A 20,635-nucleotide genomic window follows, 5' to 3' on the forward strand; every position below is an offset into this window, starting at 1 on the left:
TGAACACCAGCTTCCGGGAGATCCGAGCGAACGCGCGCATCATCGTGTTCCTGAGCGTCGCCCTGGTGATCGCGACGGCGGTGGCCGTGTCGTGGACGGCACGGGCGCTGGGCATGGACTCCCACGCGGCGGCCGTGTTGGGCGCCGTGCTGTCCCCCACCGACGCCGCCGCCGTGGCCGGTTTGGCCAAGAAGTTGCCACGCCGATCGGTCACGGTGCTGAAGGCCGAGAGTCTCATCAACGACGGCACGGCCCTGGTCCTGTTCGCCGTCACAGTCCACGTCGCGATCACCAGGGCGACGCTCAGGAACACGATGATGCGCGCGTTCGCTCGGATCTCCCGGAAGCTGGTGTTCAGGCCTTCCCAGTAGAGGATCGCCGGCAGGAACAGCAACAGCACGACCTCCCCGTTCACATGCACGTGAGCCAAGCTGGGGATCAGACCCAGCAGCGTGCCGAGCACGATGAGCAGCACCGGGGGACCAACGCGGTAGCGCCGGCCGAGGACCGTCCCGACGATGACGGTGGAGACGAGCGCAACGATCAGGACGAGGCCAAACACCAGCCCATCCTGCCGGACATGCCCGCCTCGCGCCGATCGGGGCTCGGGTGGCGAGCGCCGTCACATCTGTCACTTCGGCCCCGAGTGCGGGGCGTTATGCGACTCTCGAACTCGATAGCGCCCGCGATATCAAAATCGAGAGTCCGGTAATGGTTCCGAGCTCAGGAGCAGTCGCAGGAGTACCAGCATCCGGTGACCCGACCCGCAGCACGGGCCCCCGGTGCGTGGCAGTGTTGGTGGCGTGAGCGACTTCGCATGGCCAACCGAGTACTGATCACAGGCGGCACCGGCACCGTAGGCCGCGCCGTCGTCGACCGGCTGACCGCCGCCGGCAAGAACGTCCGCGTGCTGAGCCGCGGACGGCGGCGGCACCAGCGCACCGATGTCGAGCATGTCGTCGGCGACGTGCAGACCGGCGATGGGCTCGATGCGGCGCTCGACGGCGTCGACACGATCGTGCACTGCGTCTATCCCAGCGGGCACCTGGTCGCCGCGGCGAAACGGGCGGGCTCACCGCATCTGGTTTACGTCTCCATCGTCGGAATCGACCGCGTCCCATTCGGCCTGTACCGCATGATGCTCGCCAACGAACGCACGATCGCCGAGTCGGGCCTGCCGTGGACGGTGCAGCGGGCGACCCAGTTTCACGATCTGATCGCCGTCATACTGCGCATGCTCGCCAAACCGCCGGTCATGGCGCTGCCGGCGGGCCTGAAGTTCCAGCCGGTCGACGTGCGCGACGTGGGCGCGCGGTTGGCCCGGTTGGCGCTCGGCGAGCCGATCGGACGTGCGCCGGATTTGGGGGGGCCGCAGCCGCGCGCACTCGAAGACCTTGCCCGCAGCTACTTGGCCATCGTGGGTAAACGCCGACGCATCGTCCCGATCCGCTTGCCCGGCAAGGTGTTTGGCGAGTTACGCGCCGGCGCCCTGCTAACCTCGGAGCACGCCGACGGCGTGATGACGTTCGAGCAGTACCTCCAGGAACAGGTCGCCGCGGGTCAACTGCCGTACCGTGACGCCATCCGCGCTTACCTGCCGCACCGCCCGCGCAAAGGGGAGCGCTAAAACCCGCACCCGGACCTGGGCATCCAGCTTCCACCCATCCGGACCGATCTCGGCAGCGGGCTTCCCGCCATAATGGAGGCGATGAATCTTGTGAGGATGAGGCTGCTGGTAGCAGTCGCCGTGCTCGTTTCGTCAACGGTGGTGGGCTGCCACTTCGCCTCCAGGAACCCGCCGTCGACCAAGACACTCCAGGTACCGATGACCGACGTGCTTACCCAGGACGCCATCAAGCAGAGCATGACCTTGGCCGTCGGCAACACGCTGATCGTGAAGTTGGGCTCCAATTACACCACCCCGTACCGGTGGACACCGGAGATGAAGGTGGGCGATCCGGGGGTGCTGAAGCAAACCAGTCACGAGTTCGTGCCGCCGAGTTCTGACGCGTTGGGGGCGCCCGGCACCGAGGTGTGGGAGTTCACCGCGTTGAAGCCGGGGACCACGACCATCGGCACGTCCTACACCAGCTTTGTCGATAAGGACTCCAAGCCGGCGTGCACCTACACGGCCGACGTCACGGTGCAGTAAACCTCTCTGGCAAACGAGTGCGGACCGGCCGCACCTCGCGCTACGGTCTGGTGCGTGTTCGGCTTCCTCCGAAATTTGTCCGAAATCGGCAAACTGCCCGCGGCGCTGCGCGACGAGCTCGAAGCCGAGGGCGTCATCTTCAGCGCCGGCAATGTGGGGGTGAGCCGGCACTTCAGCGGCCACGTGCCTGGGGTCTATTCGGCTTCCGGCGTATCCCGCTACAGGGGTGCGTTCGCGTTCACGTCCGCCCGAGTGGTCGCCACGCTTCCCGCGCGCGGGGACGCCAACCTGCGATCGATCGATTGCTCGTGGGACAGCCGCAAGGGGCCGGCCCGGGCCACCATCACCGGCAAAGGCCTGAAGCTGGAAATCGACCTGCACGGCGTCGACCCCGCCTTCAGCGGGTCGATGAGCCTCAACTACAAGAAGGCCATCCCCGACGAGGTGCTGGAGACGCTGCCCACGACGACGCTGCGTTATCCGGTCCAGCCGGTCTTCGTGTATCGCGCGGCCGGGGTGCGTCCCAAGACATAGCCTGCGGCACAAGGGTTTCCATATTTCTGAGCGGGGTGGATGCCCAGGGCGTGGCTGACGAGGCCGATCCCGGCGCCAAGGATGGGCCATATCGGCCAGAAGTAGGTGGCGCCGGTGGCCGCGGCGACGGCCGCCCACACGGTGAGCACGATGACGGTCATCGCCAGGTAGGCCGCGAGGTGAAGGCGCACGCCGCGGCGGGCGGCCTCGATGCGGGCGGCGCGGCGGCGCGGGTCCGCGCGCCGGATCCGCTCGAGCGGCAGGTCGGCGAGGAGCTGGGTGAGTTCCTCGGTGGTGTGCGTGCCGAACACCGCCTGCACTCGTTGCTCGTACTCATCCAGCTGCAGGTAGCCCTGCGCGAATGCTTGGCCGAGGCGTTCCGCCGCCCTCTCCCGGTCGCGGTCGCCGGCACGGGGGGTCATGAGTTGCTGGTCCATTTCGTCCCCTTCCAAAGATGTGAATGGCTTTAACATAGTCTCCAATGTTAACCTCGTCAACATGGCACGGCAGAAAGTTGCGGCGCGTCGGGACAGCTACCACCACGGCGACCTCAAACGCGCGCTGACCAGCGCCGCCCTGTCGCTGGTGGCCGAGAAGGGGCCGAAGGGTTTCACGCTGACCGAGGCGGCGCGGCGCGCCGGCGTCAGCGCCGCCGCGCCCTACCGGCACTTCGCCGACAAGGCTGCGCTGCTCGCGACCGTGGCCGAACAAGGTTTTCGTGACCTGCACGCCGAACTGGCCGCGGCCGCCGGCGCGACGCCGGACCCGAAGGACCGGGTAATCGAACTCGGCCGCGCCTATGTGCGGTGGGCGGTCGCCCACCCGGACCACTACCGCGTGATGTTCGGCGCCGAGCTATCCAAGGCCGACCATCCCGGCCTGGCCGTCGCCGGCGAGGAGGCGTTCGGCGATCTGCTCGACGCGATCGTGACGTGTCAACGGGCGGGCATCGTCGGCGGTCAAGACCCGCGTGAACTCGCGGCGCCGCTGTGGTCGCTGGTGCACGGCGTCGCGTCGCTCGCGATCGGTGGCGAGCTGCTCAGCGTCGGCATCAAGCAGGACCCGGAGGCCATCATCGCTGGCGTGGTGGCCCAAATGCTGGGCGGTTAGGCGACGTTGGCCTGGCGCCGCGTCGCGTAGATCTCGGCCAGGAACTGTTCCACGGCGACCGCGGTGTGCGCCGCGCGCGCCGAACCGAAGATGTCGAAAGCGTGCTGGGTGAACGGCAATTCGGCGTACACGACGGGCTGGTTGCTCGCCTGCCGCAGTTGCTCGACGAATCCACGCGCCTGCTCGACGGGCACCAGCGAGTCGTTGCGGCCGTGCAAGACGAAGAACGGGGGAGCGTCGGCCGAAACGTGGTTGACCGGGGAAGCGGTGATGAAAGGCTGCATGTTCGTCGAAGGGCGTTGCTTGACAACCGATTTGACGAGCAAGGCGGGCATCATCGGGTGCATCGCGTCGTTGAACCGGGTGAAGTCGTAGACGCCGTAGAACGGCACGGCCGCCTGCACTCGCGTGTCGGCGTCTTCGAACCCGGGCTGGAACTGAGGGTCATTGGGCGTGAGAGCGGCCAGTGACGACAGGTGGCCGCCCGCCGAACCGCCCGTGATGGCGATGAATTCGGGGTCGCCGCCGTACTCGGAGATGTGCGCCTTGACCCAGGCCAGGGCGCGCTTGACGTCGACGATGTGGTCCGGCCAGGTGTTGCGCGGACTGTGCCGGTAGTTGATCGCCACACAAACCCAGCCCAACTCGGCGAGGTGGCTCATCAGTGGATGAGCTTGTCCGCGTTTGTTTCCCGTCGTCCAGGCGCCACCCGGAATCTGGAAGAGCACCGGCGCCTTGCCAATCGGGTCGAGATCCGGACGACGCCAGATGTCCAGGTGGTTGGCGCTGCCGAATTCGCCGTAGCTGATGTTGGAATCGTGGGCGTAGTCGCGGTAGATCCGCATCATCCGCACCAGCCCCGGCGTTTTGGCCGTCCCGCCGCCGGCCGGCCGGCGCCACAGGTCCCCGGACTCGGTCCGACGACCCGCGCCCAGGCCCTCGTCCAGCGCTTGCGTCAGTGGGACGTTGGCCTTATGCCCGGCACGGCTGAAGTTCAGCAAGCCCATCGCCGACACCGTCGCCACCGCCCACGCGGCGATTCGCACCGGCGGAGTCAGGCGGCGAGCCGTCAGCGCCAGACCGCCGAGCTGGCTGACCAGGGTCTGCACCGGCAATTCGGTGACGACCAGCCCGAACATCCACGAGAAGAGCGATAGGTAGCCGCTGCGCGCCAGCGGGCGGTACGCGTTGAGCGTGGACACCGCGGTCACGGCGGTGACCACGAGCGACCCTATCTGCCGGATGACGTGGATGATTCGAGCTGTCCGCATCCCCTCACCTTACGAAATGCGCTAGGTCGCGTCGGCCCGGCTCTCGAGGTTCTTGACCGCGGCGGGGTCGTTGTCGGTCAGCCCGACCTTCGACGCGCCGCCGGGCGAGCCCAGCTCGGTGAAGAAGTCGGCGTTGATCTGCGTGTATTCGCCGTATTCGCCGGGCAGGTCGTCCTCGTAGTAGATGGACTCGACCGGGCACACCGGCTCGCAGGCGCCGCAGTCGACGCATTCGTCGGGGTGGATGTAGAGCATCCGCGCGCCCTCGTAGATGCAGTCGACGGGACATTCCTCGATGCATGCCTTGTCTTTGATGTCGATGCAGGGCTCGGCGATCACGTAGGCCATGCACCCCATGGTTCTTGCCGCAACCGGCCGCGAGTAGAGGTCCCGGCGTTGTGGAGTCACAAGCTATCGTTGTGTCACACGAATTGATTGTGATGTGATCAGCCATGCCGCTCAGCCCGCGAATGCCCGAGCTCGCCTCGTTCGAGGTGTTCTTGGCGATCGCGGAGACCGGCAGCCTGGGCCGCGCGGCGCGCGAACTCGGGCTGACCCAGCAGGCCATCTCGCGACGGCTCGCGTCGATGGAGGCCCAGATCGGGGTGACGCTGGCGGTGCGGACGACGCGCGGTTCGCAGCTGACGCCGGCGGGCCTGATCGTCGCGGATTGGGCGCGGCGGTTGCTCGAGGTCGCCACCGAGCTTGACACGGGCATGGGATCGCTGCGCAAGGAAGGCCGCGAGCGGATCCGGGTCGCGGCCAGCCAGACGATCTCCGAGCAGCTGATGCCGCACTGGTTGCTGTCCCTGCAGACCGAGGCGACGCGGCGCGGCGTCGTTGCCCCGCAGGTGAGTTTGACCGCCACCAACAGCGAGCACGCTATCGCCGCGGTCCGCGACGGCAGCGCGGATCTCGGTTTTGTCGAGAACCCGGGAACGCCAAAGGGTTTGGGCACGTGCGTGGTGGGGCAGGATGAACTTGTGATCGTGGTGCCGCCGGGCCACAAGTGGACGCGACGGGCGCGGGGAGTGACCGCTCGTGAACTCGCGGAGACGCCATTGGTTGCCCGCGAACCCCATTCGGGCATCCGCGATTCGCTGACGGTGGCGCTGCGTCAGGTGCTGGGGGAGGACATGGAGCAAGCACCGCCCGTATTGGAGTTGACGTCGGCGGCGGCGATGCGCGCGGCCGTGCTCGCCGGCGCGGGACCGGCGGCCATGAGCCGGCTGGCGGTGGCCGACGACCTCGCCGTGGGGCGGCTGAGCGCGGTCACCATCGCGAAATTGGACTTACGACGCAAGTTTCGCGCGATCTGGGTGGGCGGGCGCACGCCGCCGGCCGGGGCGGTTCGAGACCTGTTGAGCCACATCAACAGTCGCTAGGCCGCCGCGTCGGCTGCCAGGGCCTCGTCGTAGCGGTCGAGCACGGTCTGGGCCACCAGCCGGTGCGCACCCAGCGGCGCGGCCATCGGAATGCCGTTGTCCCGCGCATACGCCGAGACGCCGTCGGTGAGCAGCCCCGGCGCGAGGAACCAGGGCGCGATGACGAGTCGCCGCGCGCCGCGGCGGCGCAAGTGGTCGGCCGCGCGCTCCACCGACGCCTCGGGCCGGGTGGCGAACGCGGTCGTCGCCCCGGCCCAGCCGGTGCCGATGGCCAACCGGGACGCCACCTTTGACGTGCGCGCGTTCGCCGCGGCGTTGGACGAGCCGATCGCGACCACCATCACCCCGAGATCGTCGTCATGTGGGGAAACCCCGACCTCGGCCAGGCGTTCGCGCAGCACCGTCACCAGCCGCTCGTCCTCGCCGAGCACGTCGGCCTGGCGGATCCCATGCGCTCCGGCTTTTGCGATCTGCTTGGGGATGTCCAGGCGCGCGTGGTAGGCGCTGGCCAACAGGAACGGGGCGACCACCGCGCGGCGACTGTCCGGCAACTCGGCCAGCACGTCGGCGAAGTTCGGTTCGTTGAGCTCCAGGAAAGCCAGCCGCACGTCGAGGTCGGGGCGCATGCCGGCCAGCCGGTCGGCAACGGTCTGTGCGTTGGCGCCCGACCGTGGGTCCCGGCTGCCGTGGGCGGTGAGTACGAGTGTGCTCATGATGCGTGCAACCCGCATTCGATCTTGTTTCGTCCCCGCCAGCGCCCGCTGCGAGGATCGTCACCGTCGGCCGGCTTGCTGGTGCAGGGGGCGCAGCCGATGGACGGGTAGCCCTCCTCGACGAGCGGATTGACCAGGACGTTGTTGCGCTCGATGTAGTCCTGGACGTCGTCGTCGGTCCAGGCCGCGATGGGGTTGACCTTGATCACCTCGAACGACTCGTCGAAGCTGATCAGCGGGGCGTTGGCGCGGGTGGCGGCCTCCACCCGGCGCAATCCGCTGACCCACGCCGCGTAGCCGCGCAGCGCGCGGCGCAGGGGGATGACCTTGCGCAGGCGGCAGCACTCGTTGGGATCGCGGGCGAACAGGTCCTTGCCCAGCAGCTCGTCCTGCTCGGAAACGGAGTGTTCGGGTTCGACGTTGAGCAGGTGGATGTCGTAGACTGACTCGACCGCGTCGCGGGTGCCGATGGTTTCGGCGAAGTGGTAACCGGTGTCCAGAAACAGCACCGGCACGCCCGGCCGCACGTCCGAGGCGAGCGAAACCATCACGGCGTCTTGCATATTGGCGGCCACCACGTACTTGCAGTCGGCCGAGTCGTCGCCGCCGAAGTGCTCGTCGGTCCACCGCAGGATGTCGACCGCGCCGGCGCCCTCCATGTCGGCAGCGCCGCGCTCGGCCAGCTTGCGCAGCTGCTCCTTGGTGAAGTTCATCGCCACCATGGCGGGGTCCTCAACTCCTATCGCAGGTCGGCCTCGTCGGCGCGCAGCGCCCAGGACGCGAAAGTTTCTCCGCCGTCGCGGTTTTCGAGGAATTTGCGGGTCACCCGGTCGATGTAGTCGCCGAGCTCGTCGCTGGTCACCTTGTGCTGGCGCAGCTTTCGGCCGAACCCGCTCGCCTCGCCCAGGCCGCCGCCCAGGTGGACCTGGAAGCCCTCGACGGAATTGCCCTCGCCGTCGTCGATCCACTGGCCCTTGAAGCCGATGTCGGCGACCTGAATTCGTGCGCACGAGTTCGGGCAGCCGTTGAGGTGGACGCTGATCGGCACGTCGAGCTCGGAGTTGACGTCGGCCAGGCGTTGTTCCAGCTCGGGCACCAAAGTCTGCGTGCGCACCCGGGTTTCGGCGAAAGACAGCTTGCAGAACTCGATGCCGGTGCAGGCCATCGTGTTCTTGCGCCACGCCGACGGCCGCGACGGTAGGCCGAGGGCATCCAAGGCGGCGACGGTCTCGTCCACTTTCTCGTCGGGCACGTCGAGGATGACCAGCTTCTGGAACGGGGTCAGCCGGGCCCGGTCGGAGCCGACCTTCTCCATCAGGTCGGCGACCGCCGACAGGGTGGCGCCCGACACGCGTCCGGCGATCGGGGCGACGCCGATCGCGTTGAGCCCGTTCTTGATCTTCTGCACGCCGACGTGGTCGATGGTCTGCTTGACCGGCGCGGGGGCCGGGCCGTCGATCAGCCGGCGGTTGAGGTATTCGGTTTCGAGGACCTCGCGGAACTTTTCGACGCCCCAGTCCTTGATCAGAAACTTCAGCCTGGCCTTGGCGCGCATCCGCCGGTAGCCGTAGTCGCGGAACACCCGGGTGACGGCCTCCCAGACGTCGGGCACCTCGTCGAGCGGGATCCACACCCGGACCCGCTGGGCCAGCATCGGATTGGTCGACAGGCCGCCGCCCACCCACAGATCCAGGCCGGGCCCGTGTTCGGGATGGTTGACGCCGACGAACGCGACGTCGTGGGTCTCGTGGGAGACGTCCTGCAGGCCCGAGACCGCGGTCTTGTACTTGCGCGGCAGATTCGCGTACTCCGGGTTGCCCATGGAGCGCCGGACGATCTCGTCGATCGCGGGGGAGGGGTCGAGCACCTCGTCGAGCGAGTCGCCGGCCAGTGGCGAACCGTGGATGCCGCGCGGGCAGTCGCCGCACGCCTCGGTGGTCTGCAGGCCGACCGAGTCCAGGCGCCGCCAGATCTCGGGGACGTCCTCGATGCGGATCCAGTGCAGCTGCAGGTTCTCCCGGTCGCTGATGTCGGCGGTGTCGCGGGCGAATTCGGTCGAGATCTGCCCCAGAATGCGCATCGAGTGCGCCGTCAGCGGTTTGCCATCGGTGCGGACGCGCATCATGAAGTACTTGGCTTCGATCTTGTCGGTGTTGTCGTCACCGGTCCAGCTGCCGTCGTAGCCCTGTTCGCGTTGGGTGTACAGGCCCATCCAGCGGAAGCGCCCCCGCAGATCGGAGTGGTCGATGCTGTCGAAGCCCTGGTGGGCGTAGACGTTGACGATGCGGTCGCGCACGTTCAGCGGCGCGTCGTCGTTCTTGATCTTCTCGGTGTCGTTGAGCGGTTCGCGATCACCCAGCGCCCACTGGCCCTCGCTGCGGGTCTTGGCGGGACGTGCTGTGGTCATGAGGTGTGCTCCTTCGCGGTGCTTGGGGCTGCAGGGCTGCTGGCCGCGGCATCGACGCGATGATGTTGTCAGTCAGAGGTGAGCGCGGGCGCTCCGTTGCGCCCACGTCTCATGGCTTCATAGTGCCCGGGTTACGCCTAGGGGAGTAGAGGTCGCGCCGTTGTGAGGGCACAACCGTTGGTTGTGTGCTCCGGTTCACGTTTATTGGTCTGGCGCGCAGCGCGATTGCAGTAGCCTGCGGTGGTGTCTGGGCCGACGCTGGACGCGCGGGAGCGGTCCGCGCTGTGTGACCTTTTCGTCGAGCTCGGCCCGTCCGCTCCGACGCTGATCGAGGGCTGGACTTGTCGCGATCTCGCCGCCCATTTGGTGTTGCGGGAACGGGATGTCGTTGCGGGACCATGTCTCGTGCTGCCCGGTCCGTTCCAGCGGTTCGCCGAGCGGCGCAGGGTTGCGTTGGCCCGTCGCGATTTCGGGTGGCTCGTCGCGCGAATCCGGTCCGGCCCGCCCGTCGGGTTCTTCCGCATCGGATGGGTGCGCGCGCTGGCAAATCTCAACGAGTTCTTCGTGCACCACGAGGACGTGCGCAGGGCGCAGGGGCTGGGGCCGCGCTCGTTGGCGTCCGACATGGACGCGGCGTTGTGGCGGAACGTCTGCCGGGGCGGGCGTTTTCTGAGTCGGCGGCTTTCTGGTTGCGGGCTCGACGTGGAGTGGGCCGGTTCGCGGGTGACGGTGCGGCGTGGTGCGCCGGCGGTTTTGCTTCGCGGCCAACCGGGTGAGTTGTTGTTGTATCTCTTTGGCAGGCAAGGGGCGGCGGACGTGGAAGTGAGCGGGCCGCCGGAAGCCGTTGCGGCGGTGCGTCGCGTGCACTTCGGGATGTGAGCCCTTCGGCGACAGAAGTCACAGGAGCCACACGCGCCTCTGGAAAAAGCGGCACCCAAAGTGCCCGCCTCACAGCGACAACTTGCGGCGGTGGGGCGCCGAGTCCGCCGTTGTCGCTCAGAGGCGGGCACATCGGCTCATCCCCAAAAATCGCCGGCACGAAGCCGCACGTGCGCGAGAGGGGGTTGAAAGCTATTGCCGCTCAACGCCGCTTTCCGGTTGTCGGCTGAGGGCTTAGGTGGCGAACAGCACATCGGGGTTGAGGATGCCCGCGGGGTCGAAGCTTTGCTTGATGCGGCGCATCAGGTCGACCTTGACCGGGTCTTCCAGTTCCAGGAAGTACGGCGTCTTGGCGCGGCCCAGGCCGTGCTCGCCGGAGATGGCACCGCCCAATTCCATTGCCAGCGCGAAGATGTCGGTCATCAGCTTCTTGCGCGTGCCTGGGTCCTTGCAGAAGATGGCCAGGTGCACGTTGCCGTCGCCGGCGTGTCCACAGCCCGCCACCGCGCCGCCGGCGGCCGTCGCCATGCCGCGCGCGGCGGAGAGGAACTTGGGCATCGCGGAGCGGGGGACCACGGTGTCGATGATGTCGTCTGCGCCGATCGCCTTCGCCGTCCAGAACGCCTTCTCGCGCGCCTCGATCAGCTTGCGTGCCGAGACCCCTTCGAGCACATAGGCATCCACGGCACCCAGCTCGACCACCAGCTCGCCGGCCCGCTCGATGTCCTCCTCCAGCCGGTCGGCGGTCCGGTTCTCAAGCGCCACAACGAGATAGGCATCGCAGCTGTCGCGGACGCTGTCGGGGACACCCAGCTCCAGGTTCTGGGTGTGGACGAGCGCGGCCATCGTCACGTTGTCGATGTACTCCAGGATGTAGGGCGCGAGGCCGCTGCCCACCACCCTGGGCACCGCGGCCATGATCTGGTCGAAGTCGGCGAACGGGGCCAGGACCGTGGCGGCGTGGTCGAGCCGCGGGTGCAGCTTGACGGTCACCTCGGTGGCCAGGGCCAGGGTGCCTTCGGAGCCGACGATGAGCTGGGTCAGGTCGTAGCCGGTGGAGACCTTGGCGATTTTGCCGCCGGTGCGGATGAGCTCGCCGGTCGGCAGCGCCGCCTGCAGCCCGAGCACGTTGTGGCGGGCGATTCCGTACTTGACCGCGTTCATGCCGCCGGCGTTGGTGCCGACGTTGCCGCCGACGCTGGACGACAGCTCGCCCGGGTGAACCATGTAGCGCAGGCCGGTTTCGGCGGTGGCGGCGTCCAGTTCGGTGAGCGTCACCGCGGGCTGGACGACGGCGACCTGGTTGGTGGTGTCGACCTCGAGCACGGCGTTCATCCGCTCGAAGGAGATCAGCAGCCCGTCGGCGCGGGGGATCGCCGCACCCGACAGGCCGGTCCCGGACCCGCGGGCCGTCACCGGAACACCATTGTCCGAGGCCGCCTTCAACAGCTGCGAAACCTCTTCAGCGGTGGCCGGTTTGGCGACGTACGCCGGTCGTTGCGGCGGCTTCGTCAAGACTTCGTCGTGCCAGTAGTCCTCGGGGATAGCGTCGCCGGTCAGCAAGTTGTGCTCACCGACGATCTCGGAGAACCGCGCCGTCATGTCGCTACCTTATCGCCGGAGTGAGGTGATCGATCGGTGTTCGCAGCCGACCGCGGACGATCGGCACACAGTCGTCGGGCAGGTCGGTGGTGACCTCTACGCCGGAGTCGGTGAGCTCATCGAGGAATCTCGGTAGTCGCTCCATCGCGCCGGTGGGTAGGTCGTGCAGGACGACCACGGTGTGCTCCTGGTTGCGGGTATCGGCGAGCGCCCGGTCGACCCATCCGTGGGGGTCCGCCCAGTCGCGCGGGACGCTGTTCCACAGGACGCAGGTGTACTTCTCCGCGATGAGGTGGTCGACCGCCGCCTGGTTCAGGCAGCGCCGTTCGAGCGCGCCCTCGGTTCCCCACGGCCTGAAGTAGCGATCGACGTCGTCGAAATCGTCCAAAACCCTTTGTGTGCTGCTGATTTCGTGAACGGTCTCCGTCGCGGAGAGCTCGCCAAGGGGTCGGCCGTGGGTGAAGGAGTGATTGCCGATCCGGTGGCCCTCGGCGACGGCGCGCTCGATCAGCCGGCGTCCTTCCGGCGAGCAGACCCTCTCACCGACGACGAAGAAGATGGCGGACATCTGACGCTGAGCGAGGACATCGAGAACCTGATCTGTGACACCGGGGGTCGGGCCGTTGTCGAAGGTCAAGGTGATCTTCACCCTGAAAGCCTATCGCGCCGCCCTTGCCTGACTGATCGATCAGGCAGTACCTTATTCGGAAGCGACGAGACGAGTCGAAGTTGACCGAAACGATTCCGAAGACTGGAGACACTGCCGGTGACACCCGGCAGCGCATCCTGCGCACGACGATGCGGTGCTTCTGCGCGTACGGCTACGAGAAGTCCTCGATGAAGCTGATCTCGACGAAGGCCGGCGTCTCGCAGACGCTGCTGCATTACCACTTCGAGACCAAGGAAAAGCTGTTTCAGGCGGCCATCGACGACATGGCCAGGAACATGTTCGCCACGGCGGCGGCGCGGCTGTCGCAGGCGGCGTCGGTGCGTGATCGCCTGTCCGAGGCGGCCGGTTTGCTGTACACGCTGTTCATCGACGACATCGACGCGGTCACGTTCATGGTCGAGTTCGCCGCGGCGGCCAACCACAACGAGTTCCTGCGGACCGCCTACGTCGACTATCGCGATACCCAGCGGCGGCAGCTGGCCGAGCTGCTGCGCACCATCGCCGGCGACGCGGCGCCGCAGCACTTGATCGACGAGGCGGTGCGCCTGTGCGAAATCGTGCTGCTGGGCATGGCGATGCAGCGCCCGTTCATCGCCGACACGTCGGGATTCCGCGCCGACTTCGACGCCTTCGCCGAGATGATCGCCGCCCGCTTCACCGAGAGATTGGATTCGAAAAGCTGATGACTACCATTCAGGCAGTGCCGCCGATGGTCGAAGACGGCGTGACCGGATCCGGCGGCAAACGAATCTTCGTGCGCCGCTACGACAACGAGAATGCCGACTACGTTTTGGTGTTGGTGCACGGCACCGCCGGCAACAGCGAGAGCTACGACGCGTTCGCCGAGCACATGCGCCGCCACTACCGCGCGGCGGTCTATTCGTTGGATCTGACCGGGCACGGCCGCACCGAAGGTGAGCCAGGTGTGTTCAGTTTCGAAGACTTCCTCGAAGACACCAGGGCGGTCACCGATTACGCGGCACGACGCACGTCTTTGCCCGTCGTCGTGCACGGCGCCAGCCAGGGCGGGGAGGTCGCATTCCACGCGCTCGACGCGTGCCCGGCCGTGGCGGCCGGAGTGTGCATGAACATTCTGTTGAACCACGAGACACCGATGAGCCTGCCGATCAGGCTCATCCGGTCGCGGGTCGCGCAATACGCGGCGGAGAAGGTCGGCGATCGGCTGCGCGTCCCGCTGCGGCGGTTCATCGACTTCAAGGCCGCTTACCAAGAAGACCCCGGACTGCTGGGCGTCAAGAAGAAGGACCCGCTGTACGTCTGGTCGTATGGGTTCAAGAGCTATCACTCGGTGTTCAACTATGTGCCGTCAAAACCGGCCGCCGCCAACACGAAACCCGTGTTGATCGCCTGCGGCGAGCACGACGAGATCGTCGGCGTCGAGCACTGCCGGGCCTGCTTCGAGCGGATCGGCGGCACCAAAGACTTTTTCGTGATGCCCGGTGGGGGCCACCAGCTGATGTTGTTCGACACCGGTGTCTACAGCCGCGTGATCGATTCGTGGATTCGGGAGCGGGTGCTCGGCAAGGCCGAAAAGTGGGAACCGCCCATCGAACCAGAAGAGCGGAGCTACTTCGAGTTCCTCGATCGGGAACGAGCCAACGACGCGGCGGGCGAACCGGAATACCACTATTCGATCATCGATCGCGTGCTGATGCGGATCAGCAACGGCACGATCGAGCGCGGCGTCCGCTACTTCTCCAACGCAGAGGTCAGCGAACAGTGGCGCTTCACCGCCGACCTTGTCGGCGAAATCGACTACGCGGCATGGGACTTCCTGAACGACTACCTTCCCACCACGGACGGCCAGCGCCCGACGATGGCCGTGGTCGGCTGCGGCGGCGGCGGGGCGATCGCGGGATTGCTCGAACGATATCCGGAGTTGGGCGACTGGGACATCGTCGGCATCGACGTCGACTACAAGTCGATCGACGCGGCCCGCAAGCGCCTCGCTGATAAGGCGACCTTCGTCGTCGGAGACGCGCGTAACCCGGAGGTGTTGGGGGCCAATCGATTCGACCTGGTCTACCTGCACGGGGTCCTCGACCACTGCACCGAGCACCGCGGCCTGATGGACAGCGTGTTCCGCGCGCTGAAGCCGGGCGGTCGGATGTTCTATGTCGCACCCGATCGCAACCTGTGCACCTGGCTGTGTTTCGTCACGATCGGGCCGCTGTTCGTGTTCGGCCTGCACAAGCCGAACCACGACTTTCGCCGATTCCCTCGCCCCGCCGAGCTGAACAGCATGCTGCAGGACGCCGGTTTCGAGCTGTTACCCAGGCGGGGCCGACCGGCCGCCCCCGCCATGGTCGGGGTCGAATACAAGACGGGGATGAATCCGTTCCCGGTCAAGAGGTCGGTGCGCGATCGCGCACTCGGCGAGGAAATCTTCGAGCACACCGAGCCCAGGTGGTGGTTGGGGAACGGCTTCGTCGGCGAATATGCGGGGGCGGTCCAAAAGCCGCCGCAGACAGCCGCTGTTTAACGCCTGTCGAGTAGGGGGTTTCGATTTCGGACTGGGTGGTTATTCGGAACCAGCAGGGAGTCAGCTTTCCGACAGGAGATCGACACGGACCTCCAAGGAACCCAGTCTCACCGCGGCCAGGGCAGTAATGGAGTGCCTCTGGTGCCGGGTGGGCTCCTTGGCGACGGTCGGTACGAACTGCGCGGCGTCCTGGGCCGCGGTGCGATGGCCGAAGTGCGTGAGGCATGGGACCGGAAGCTGAACCGGCCCGTCGCCGTCAAGCTGCTCTATCCCGGGGTGGCCGACCGGCCGGACAGCCGGTTGCGGTTCGACATGGAGGCGCGCGCGGCCGCGCGGCTGACCGGTCGGCACGTGGTGGTGGTCCACGATGTCGGCGAGCACCAGGGGTTGCCGTTCATCGTCATGGAGCGACTGCCGGGGGTGTCGCTGGCCGACCACATCGCGCGCGGGCCGCTGCCACCGGCGTTCGTGCACGTCGTTCTCGACGGTGTTCTCGACGCCCTTGCCGAGGCGCATAGCGCCGGCATCCTGCACCGCGACGTCAAGCCGGGCAATATCCTGTTCACCGCGGCCGGCGAGCCCAAGCTCGCCGATTTCGGCATTGCCAAGACGTCCGGCGCCGCCTACACCAGGGCCGGCGAAGTCGTCGGCAGCATGGCGTATCTGAGTCCGGAGCGGCTGACGTCCAAGCCGGGCACGGTGGCCGATGACCTGTACGCCGTCGGCGTGGTGGGCTACGAGGCGCTGACCGGGCGGCGGCCGTTCCCGCAGGAGGACCTGGGCGCTCTGGCACACGCGATCCTGAACACCTCGCCGCCGCCGCTGGCCGCGCTGCGCCCCGACGTGCCACCGGTCCTCGCGGCGGCGATCGAACGTGCGATGGCGCGCGACCCGGCATGGCGGTTCGACCAAGCCGGCGCGATGCGAGCCGCGCTGGCCGGCGCGGCCCCGTCAGCGATGCCCAACGGCACGCGGGTGATGGAGGCGCCTCCGCCCGCCGTGCTGACCTACACACCCGCGGCCGCGCCACTGGAGCCGGACACTCCCCGGCGCAAATGGTGGATCGCGGCCATCGCTGCCGCGTTCCTGTTGGCGCTCCTGCTGTTGGCCATCGATCCGCCGTTCTCATCGCCACCGCCGACGCCGACCACGACCACCACCACGCCGACGCCACCCCCGACGACCACCGCCACCACCACACCCAGCAGCACCCCGGAGCCGGCGCCACCGCCACCGGGTCCGCCGGGTCACGGGGGCCCTAAGCACAAAGGCCACGGCGGCTGATTTGAAAACATGCGTTGCGAAAAGAGTTGTGGAACGTTCTGACTCTTCATCCCACACCGGGCCACCCGCGACGTGTGGGTGGGTTGGTTTTCGCCGGGTGCCAAGGGCATCTGAGTGACTGGCAGGCGCGTGAGGTGCAACCTACGCTCGCATTTGTGCGGCAAACGATGCATGTGGACAGCGGTGCGGTCAGGGCTATGGCGGCCCGCTGGGGTGTATTGGTGGGCGGCCTAGACGCCACGACCGCGCCGACGGGGCTGGGTTTGTCGTGCCAGCCGAGCGCGGCTGCCGTCGACTGTGCACACGTTGAAGTCGGGGCGTTCACCGCGGGGCTGGCCGCGCAGGTGCGTGCACGCGCTATCGGCGTCGGTCAAGCCGATACGCGCTACGTCGCCAACGAAGCTGAATCTGCCACCGACTTTGCTGCGGTAGCTCCCTTGGTGACCAGCGTGTAGCCATGGCCGTTGGAGGGGCGCTTAATCTGTCGGCGCTGTTAGCCTGGCCCACCGACCATCTCATCGAGGCGGCCGCTCACTGGGAGGCCGTTAGCGAGCATAGCTATGGGGTGGTCCACCAGGTCTGGCGAGACGGCGCCTCGGTCGATTGGCGCGGCGAAGCCGCCGACACCTTACGTAGCGCGACGCATGCCGACCTACAAGCCACGAGCGCAGCAGTCGACCAGCTACAGGCGGCAACTCAGGTCGCTCGCAGCGGGGCGTCGGATCTGTATGCGGCCCGATCCCGAGTTCGCTACGCGGTAGATGACGCTCGTTCAGCGGGATTCGAAGTGGGCGAGGACCTTTCGGTCACCGACCGCATGGGTGGCGGGTCAGCCGCGGAGCGGGCCGCTCGGCACGCCGCAGCACAAGCCTTCGCCGGCGAAATCCGTCAAAGCGCCACGCAATTGGTTGGCGTGGATCAGCAAGTTGCCAGCAAAATTACCGCCGCCGTGGCCGGAATCCGCGACACGTTCCCACAACCTCGCGCCCCAATCGCCCCTCCGCCAGCCCGCAATGGCCATATCTACGCCGTCGATCGCGTGTGGAAACAAGACGGTGGCAACGGCGAACCGAATCCCGAGCCTGCCGGCAGCCCCAGCGGTGACGATATCCGTGGGGTACTCGACAGACTCCCGGTCGGGAACCAACCGTTCGTCAGAGAAGTGCGCTCAGCAGAGGACCTTCAGAATCTGTGGAAGTGGGCCAAACAGCACGGCGTGGAGATTCCGAATGGCTACGGTGACGCCAGCAAAGGAACCCGCTACCGGCTACCCGACGGCACGACGATAGGGCAACGTTGGAATGCGGAGTCCAACGGAAAACCTGCTTTAGACATCGACATACGCGATCAAGGCGGCTACACCAAAGTCCACATCAACCCGCGAGGGGGCGTACCGGAAATTCCGGCAGCTGCTGCTCCGCGGCCGGCAGGCCCGTCAGCGGTCGAGGAACCTGCTGTCACCCCGCAGACACCGGTCCGTGCGCCCGCCGAAGCGGCGCCGCCTGTTAAACCCGCCCCCGGCGCCCCGGAGGGCGCCGGAGCAATGCCCGGTTTCGGCGGGCTGCCGCCTAATTCGCCCGCTACAGGACCTCACCCCATCCATATCCCTCACACCTTGGACCACAAGTGGCCGTTGCTAGGCGAGATCCCCGAAGAATTCGAAGGCCCACGCGAATGACGGCCGAAGCCAGCGACTACCAGCTGCGACAATGGAGACAACATGACACAACCCGATGATCGCGGTCACGACGAGGCCGAGCGCAGCGCACAGGATCGTTTGCGTAGGCGGTTGTTGTTCGATGCCGTCGGAAACTGCCTACCCATGGCGCACGTCACATCGGTCATGAGACGCGAACAACTCGCCGACACTGTGGCTGCGGAGCAGGAAGTGGTGCTGCGCACGATTCGATCCCTGCTCGACGACGGTCTCATGAAGATCGGCGACATACTCGGCGCTTCCGATGAACGAGTGGTGTCCTGGGACCTCTCGATCGATGCCGCCATGGATCGTCTCCGCGATCTTTTCGTCGGCCACTACGACGAACCCGAGCTGTGGGATCTGGCGATCTGGCTCCAATTGACACCCGAAGGCGAACGATTGGCCGAGTCGCTGCCCCATGGGTAGTAGTTCGACCGTTGAGCGCAGCCTCCGCAGCCGGCGCCCCCGCGTCAGCCACCACGGCGGCTGACGTCGACATGGGATCGGTAGCCGCCCGCCCGTTGTGTGCTTGCGGCATGAACAAGAAGTGGATCGCCGGCGCGCTGCTGACCGCCGGCATCGGCGCGGGGCTGGCCGCGGGCGTCGCGCAGGCCGACCCGTACGGCCACGTCGGCGGGAACTGCCCGGCCGGGCACACCTGCGGCAAGTGGTGCCCGGGCGAGCGTGTCCCGGACAACTTCATCAGCTGGAACATGGGCGTGTGCCACCTCTATTACTACGACTACCGCGGCGTCGTCGACGCCGACACCGGCGCCGTCTACGGGTGGCCGAGTGGCCCGATCAACGCCACTCCGCGGGCGCCGGCGGGCCCGCCCAACTTCAACTGCGGCCTATTCTGGTGTCCGGTGCCGCCGCACGCGTGAGCCGCCGCACGTTAGGTCGGCGCCCAATGCGGGAACCCGAACGGCTGGACTCTTACGACCTCGCGGAAGGACTGCCCATTGACCTCGCGGCTCGGCACCCGGCTCGGTCCCTACGAGCTGCGATCGCTGATCGGCGCGGGGGCGACGGGCGAGGTCTATCGGGCGCACGACACGGTTAGGGACCGGACGGTCGCGGTCAAGCTGCTGCCTGCCGAGATGGCCGCGGAACCCGGCTTCCAGCAACGCTTTCGGCGGGAGTGCGGGATCGCGTCGCGGTTGCAGGAGCCCCACGTCATCAAGGTGCATGACTTCGGCTCGATCAACGGGGTTTCCTTCGTCGACATGCACCTGGTCGAGGGCGGCAGCCTGAAGGACCTGCTGCGCGAGCGGGGCCCGCTGGAACCGCCACGGGCCGCGTCGATCGTCGCGCAGGTGGCGCGGGCGCTGGACGCCGCGCACGCCGCCGGACTGGTGCACCTGGGTGTCCGGCCGGAACACGTGCTGCTGACCCCCGATCACTTCGCGAGCCTCGTCGACTTCGGCATCGGGCATGTTGACCCTTCGCGCGTGTACATGGCGCCCGAGCGGTTCACCACCGGCCGGGTGGGACCGCAGACCGACGTGTACTCGCTGGCCTGCCTGCTCTACGAGTGCCTCACCGGGCATCCGCCGTTCGAGGCCACGGACCCGGCCGAGTTGGAGAGCGCGCACATGTTGTCACCGGCGCCGCGACCCAGCATCATGCGCCGCGGCGTCGGCCGGGCCTTCGACGACGTGATCGCCCGCGGCATGGCGAAACAGCGTGAGGCGCGGTTCGCTTCCGCCGGTGAACTGGCCCGGGCGGCCAGCGAGGCGGTGAACGCGGCGTACGAGCCAGTCGCTGCCGGCGTTGGCGCTGGGCCCCTTGGCACCCGGCCGTTTGAGGCGGTCTATCCGAACCCGGACGACACCGGCTTCAGCCCGTATCCGCCCGTTGAGCCTTCGCCGCCGGTACAGCGTCGGCCTTTATTGGGTGGCCGGGCGCCGCTGGTAGGGATCGGGGCTGCGGTGGTCTTGGTGGTCGCCGGGCTGATCGTGGCGCTGGTATCGGCGTTGATGAGCGGTGGTTCGCCGCCGCCGCGGACCGCTCAGGCGCCATCGCCCGCTCCGTCGAGTGCCCCGCCGCCGAAGACGCCGACGCTCTCAGCCCCGGTAAAGGGCGCCGATGGGTTGGGGTTCGTCGGCGAGACGGCCCGCTGCGACCCGGGGAACCCACCCGCCGCCGTGCTGCGCACCGCCAAGTCGCTGGTCGTCGTGTGCCAAAACCTCAGCGGCAGTTACTACTACCGTGGTGAGCGCATCCGCGACGGCGCGCACATCGAACTGTCGAACGCCGAGCGGGTGGGGGATGGGTTCGACGTCACCAATCCGGTCGACGGCGTGGTCTACGAGGTGCGTCCGAACCGGCTGAGGATCATCAGCGGCAGCCACGTCGATTCGTCGGAACCCGTGCTGCAATACGCGACCGCGTCCTGATCACCACGGGCGGTCCCGGCTTTTTGT

General features: G+C 67.4%; 21 protein-coding genes and 2 pseudogenes. 14 read left to right on the forward strand and 9 right to left on the reverse strand.

Annotated elements, in window-relative coordinates; translation table 11 throughout:
* Positions 1 to 290, forward strand: a pseudogene (locus A5709_RS27595) (cation:proton antiporter); the annotation flags it as partial.
* A gap of 29 nt (positions 291 to 319) precedes the next feature.
* On the opposite strand, the pseudogene A5709_RS27600 reads toward A5709_RS27595, so the two are convergent.
* Positions 320 to 562, reverse strand: a pseudogene (locus tag A5709_RS27600) (cation:proton antiporter); the annotation flags it as partial.
* A gap of 255 nt (positions 563 to 817) precedes the next feature.
* Here A5709_RS27600 and A5709_RS16970 point away from each other — a divergent pair.
* The 3 genes from A5709_RS16970 (at position 818) to A5709_RS16980 (ending at position 2,686) form a co-directional block, all read left to right on the forward strand.
* The gene (locus tag A5709_RS16970; protein ID WP_068120927.1) at positions 818 to 1,627 is read left to right on the forward strand and encodes an SDR family oxidoreductase; all 810 of its coding nucleotides are present in this window, start codon (positions 818 to 820) and stop codon (positions 1,625 to 1,627) included.
* Between the two features lie 90 nt (positions 1,628 to 1,717).
* Positions 1,718 to 2,152 carry a protease inhibitor I42 family protein gene (locus A5709_RS16975; protein ID WP_067950108.1) on the forward strand — a complete coding sequence of 145 codons (435 nt, stop codon included), beginning with the start codon at positions 1,718 to 1,720 and terminating at the stop codon, positions 2,150 to 2,152.
* 54 nt (positions 2,153 to 2,206) lie between these two features.
* Entirely contained in the window at positions 2,207 to 2,686 is a 480-nt protein-coding gene (locus A5709_RS16980; protein WP_068120929.1) for a hypothetical protein, read from the forward strand.
* On the opposite strand, the gene A5709_RS16985 is transcribed toward A5709_RS16980, so the two are convergent.
* Entirely contained in the window at positions 2,629 to 3,123 is a 495-nt protein-coding gene (locus A5709_RS16985) for a DUF1707 domain-containing protein (RefSeq protein ID WP_068120932.1), read from the reverse strand. The genes A5709_RS16980 and A5709_RS16985 overlap by 58 nt on opposite strands.
* Positions 3,124 to 3,184: 61 nt before the next feature.
* Here A5709_RS16985 and A5709_RS16990 point away from each other — a divergent pair, with 61 nt between their 5' ends.
* Positions 3,185 to 3,796, forward strand: coding sequence for a TetR/AcrR family transcriptional regulator (locus tag A5709_RS16990; RefSeq protein WP_068120933.1), 612 nt, complete (start codon positions 3,185 to 3,187; stop codon positions 3,794 to 3,796).
* Here the strand turns inward: A5709_RS16990 and A5709_RS16995 are convergent.
* Entirely contained in the window at positions 3,793 to 5,067 is a 1,275-nt protein-coding gene (locus A5709_RS16995; protein WP_068120935.1) for an alpha/beta hydrolase, read from the reverse strand. The two genes, A5709_RS16990 and A5709_RS16995, sit on opposite strands and share 4 nt — an antisense overlap.
* Before the next feature lie 21 nt (positions 5,068 to 5,088).
* Positions 5,089 to 5,415 (reverse strand): ferredoxin, encoded by a 327-nt coding sequence (gene fdxA, locus A5709_RS17000; protein ID WP_068120937.1) that lies wholly within the window; start codon positions 5,413 to 5,415, stop codon positions 5,089 to 5,091.
* A gap of 104 nt (positions 5,416 to 5,519) precedes the next feature.
* Here fdxA and A5709_RS17005 point away from each other — a divergent pair, with 104 nt between their 5' ends.
* On the forward strand, positions 5,520 to 6,452 hold the full coding sequence (locus A5709_RS17005; protein WP_067950092.1) for a LysR family transcriptional regulator: 933 nt from the start codon (positions 5,520 to 5,522) through the stop codon (positions 6,450 to 6,452).
* Here A5709_RS17005 and A5709_RS17010 read toward each other — a convergent pair.
* From A5709_RS17010 to A5709_RS17020, 3 genes are read right to left on the reverse strand one after another with little or no spacing between them, the layout of a single operon-like run.
* Positions 6,449 to 7,165, reverse strand: coding sequence for a sirohydrochlorin chelatase (locus tag A5709_RS17010; protein ID WP_068120940.1), 717 nt, complete (start codon positions 7,163 to 7,165; stop codon positions 6,449 to 6,451). The two genes, A5709_RS17005 and A5709_RS17010, sit on opposite strands and share 4 nt — an antisense overlap.
* Entirely contained in the window at positions 7,162 to 7,887 is a 726-nt protein-coding gene (locus tag A5709_RS17015; RefSeq protein ID WP_068120942.1) for a phosphoadenylyl-sulfate reductase, read from the reverse strand. Before A5709_RS17015 ends, A5709_RS17010 begins: the two co-directional genes overlap by 4 nt.
* A 17-nt stretch (positions 7,888 to 7,904) precedes the next feature.
* Positions 7,905 to 9,572, reverse strand: coding sequence for a nitrite/sulfite reductase (locus tag A5709_RS17020; RefSeq protein WP_068120945.1), 1,668 nt, complete (start codon positions 9,570 to 9,572; stop codon positions 7,905 to 7,907).
* 243 nt (positions 9,573 to 9,815) lie between these two features.
* On the opposite strand from A5709_RS17020, the gene A5709_RS17025 reads away from it, so the two are divergent.
* Positions 9,816 to 10,451 (forward strand): TIGR03085 family metal-binding protein, encoded by a 636-nt coding sequence (locus A5709_RS17025; RefSeq protein WP_068121024.1) that lies wholly within the window; start codon positions 9,816 to 9,818, stop codon positions 10,449 to 10,451.
* 234 nt (positions 10,452 to 10,685) lie between these two features.
* Here A5709_RS17025 and A5709_RS17030 read toward each other — a convergent pair whose 3' ends face one another.
* Positions 10,686 to 12,053 (reverse strand): FAD-binding oxidoreductase, encoded by a 1,368-nt coding sequence (locus tag A5709_RS17030; protein ID WP_068120949.1) that lies wholly within the window; start codon positions 12,051 to 12,053, stop codon positions 10,686 to 10,688.
* A gap of 4 nt (positions 12,054 to 12,057) precedes the next feature.
* Complete coding sequence (locus A5709_RS17035) at positions 12,058 to 12,702, reverse strand: polysaccharide deacetylase family protein (protein ID WP_068120952.1); 645 nt, start codon at positions 12,700 to 12,702, stop codon at positions 12,058 to 12,060.
* Positions 12,703 to 12,782: 80 nt separating this feature from the next.
* Here A5709_RS17035 and A5709_RS17040 point away from each other — a divergent pair, with 80 nt between their 5' ends.
* The 7 genes from A5709_RS17040 to A5709_RS17075 all read left to right on the forward strand — a co-directional run bounded on the left by A5709_RS17040 (position 12,783) and on the right by A5709_RS17075 (position 20,608).
* Positions 12,783 to 13,406: a TetR/AcrR family transcriptional regulator gene (locus A5709_RS17040; RefSeq protein WP_068120956.1), complete on the forward strand. Its 624-nt coding sequence runs from the start codon at positions 12,783 to 12,785 to the stop codon at positions 13,404 to 13,406.
* Positions 13,406 to 15,226: an alpha/beta fold hydrolase gene (locus tag A5709_RS17045; protein ID WP_068120959.1), complete on the forward strand. Its 1,821-nt coding sequence runs from the start codon at positions 13,406 to 13,408 to the stop codon at positions 15,224 to 15,226. Before A5709_RS17040 ends, A5709_RS17045 begins: the two co-directional genes overlap by 1 nt.
* A 141-nt stretch (positions 15,227 to 15,367) precedes the next feature.
* Positions 15,368 to 16,510: a serine/threonine-protein kinase gene (locus A5709_RS17050; protein ID WP_068120966.1), complete on the forward strand. Its 1,143-nt coding sequence runs from the start codon at positions 15,368 to 15,370 to the stop codon at positions 16,508 to 16,510.
* 457 nt (positions 16,511 to 16,967) lie between these two features.
* Complete coding sequence (locus A5709_RS28875; RefSeq protein WP_231971951.1) at positions 16,968 to 18,188, forward strand: hypothetical protein; 1,221 nt, start codon at positions 16,968 to 16,970, stop codon at positions 18,186 to 18,188.
* 42 nt (positions 18,189 to 18,230) lie between these two features.
* Complete coding sequence (locus tag A5709_RS17065) at positions 18,231 to 18,635, forward strand: hypothetical protein (RefSeq protein WP_156673082.1); 405 nt, start codon at positions 18,231 to 18,233, stop codon at positions 18,633 to 18,635.
* 110 nt (positions 18,636 to 18,745) lie between these two features.
* Positions 18,746 to 19,093 carry a hypothetical protein gene (locus A5709_RS17070; protein WP_068007701.1) on the forward strand — a complete coding sequence of 116 codons (348 nt, stop codon included), beginning with the start codon at positions 18,746 to 18,748 and terminating at the stop codon, positions 19,091 to 19,093.
* A 78-nt stretch (positions 19,094 to 19,171) separates the two neighbouring features.
* Positions 19,172 to 20,608, forward strand: a complete 1,437-nt coding sequence (locus A5709_RS17075) for a serine/threonine-protein kinase (RefSeq protein ID WP_068120968.1) — start codon at positions 19,172 to 19,174, stop codon at positions 20,606 to 20,608.
* Positions 20,609 to 20,635 lie beyond the last annotated feature (27 nt).

The organism is Mycobacterium sp. E1386 (assembly GCF_001672745.1).
Classification (GTDB): Bacteria; Actinomycetota; Actinomycetes; order Mycobacteriales; family Mycobacteriaceae; genus Mycobacterium.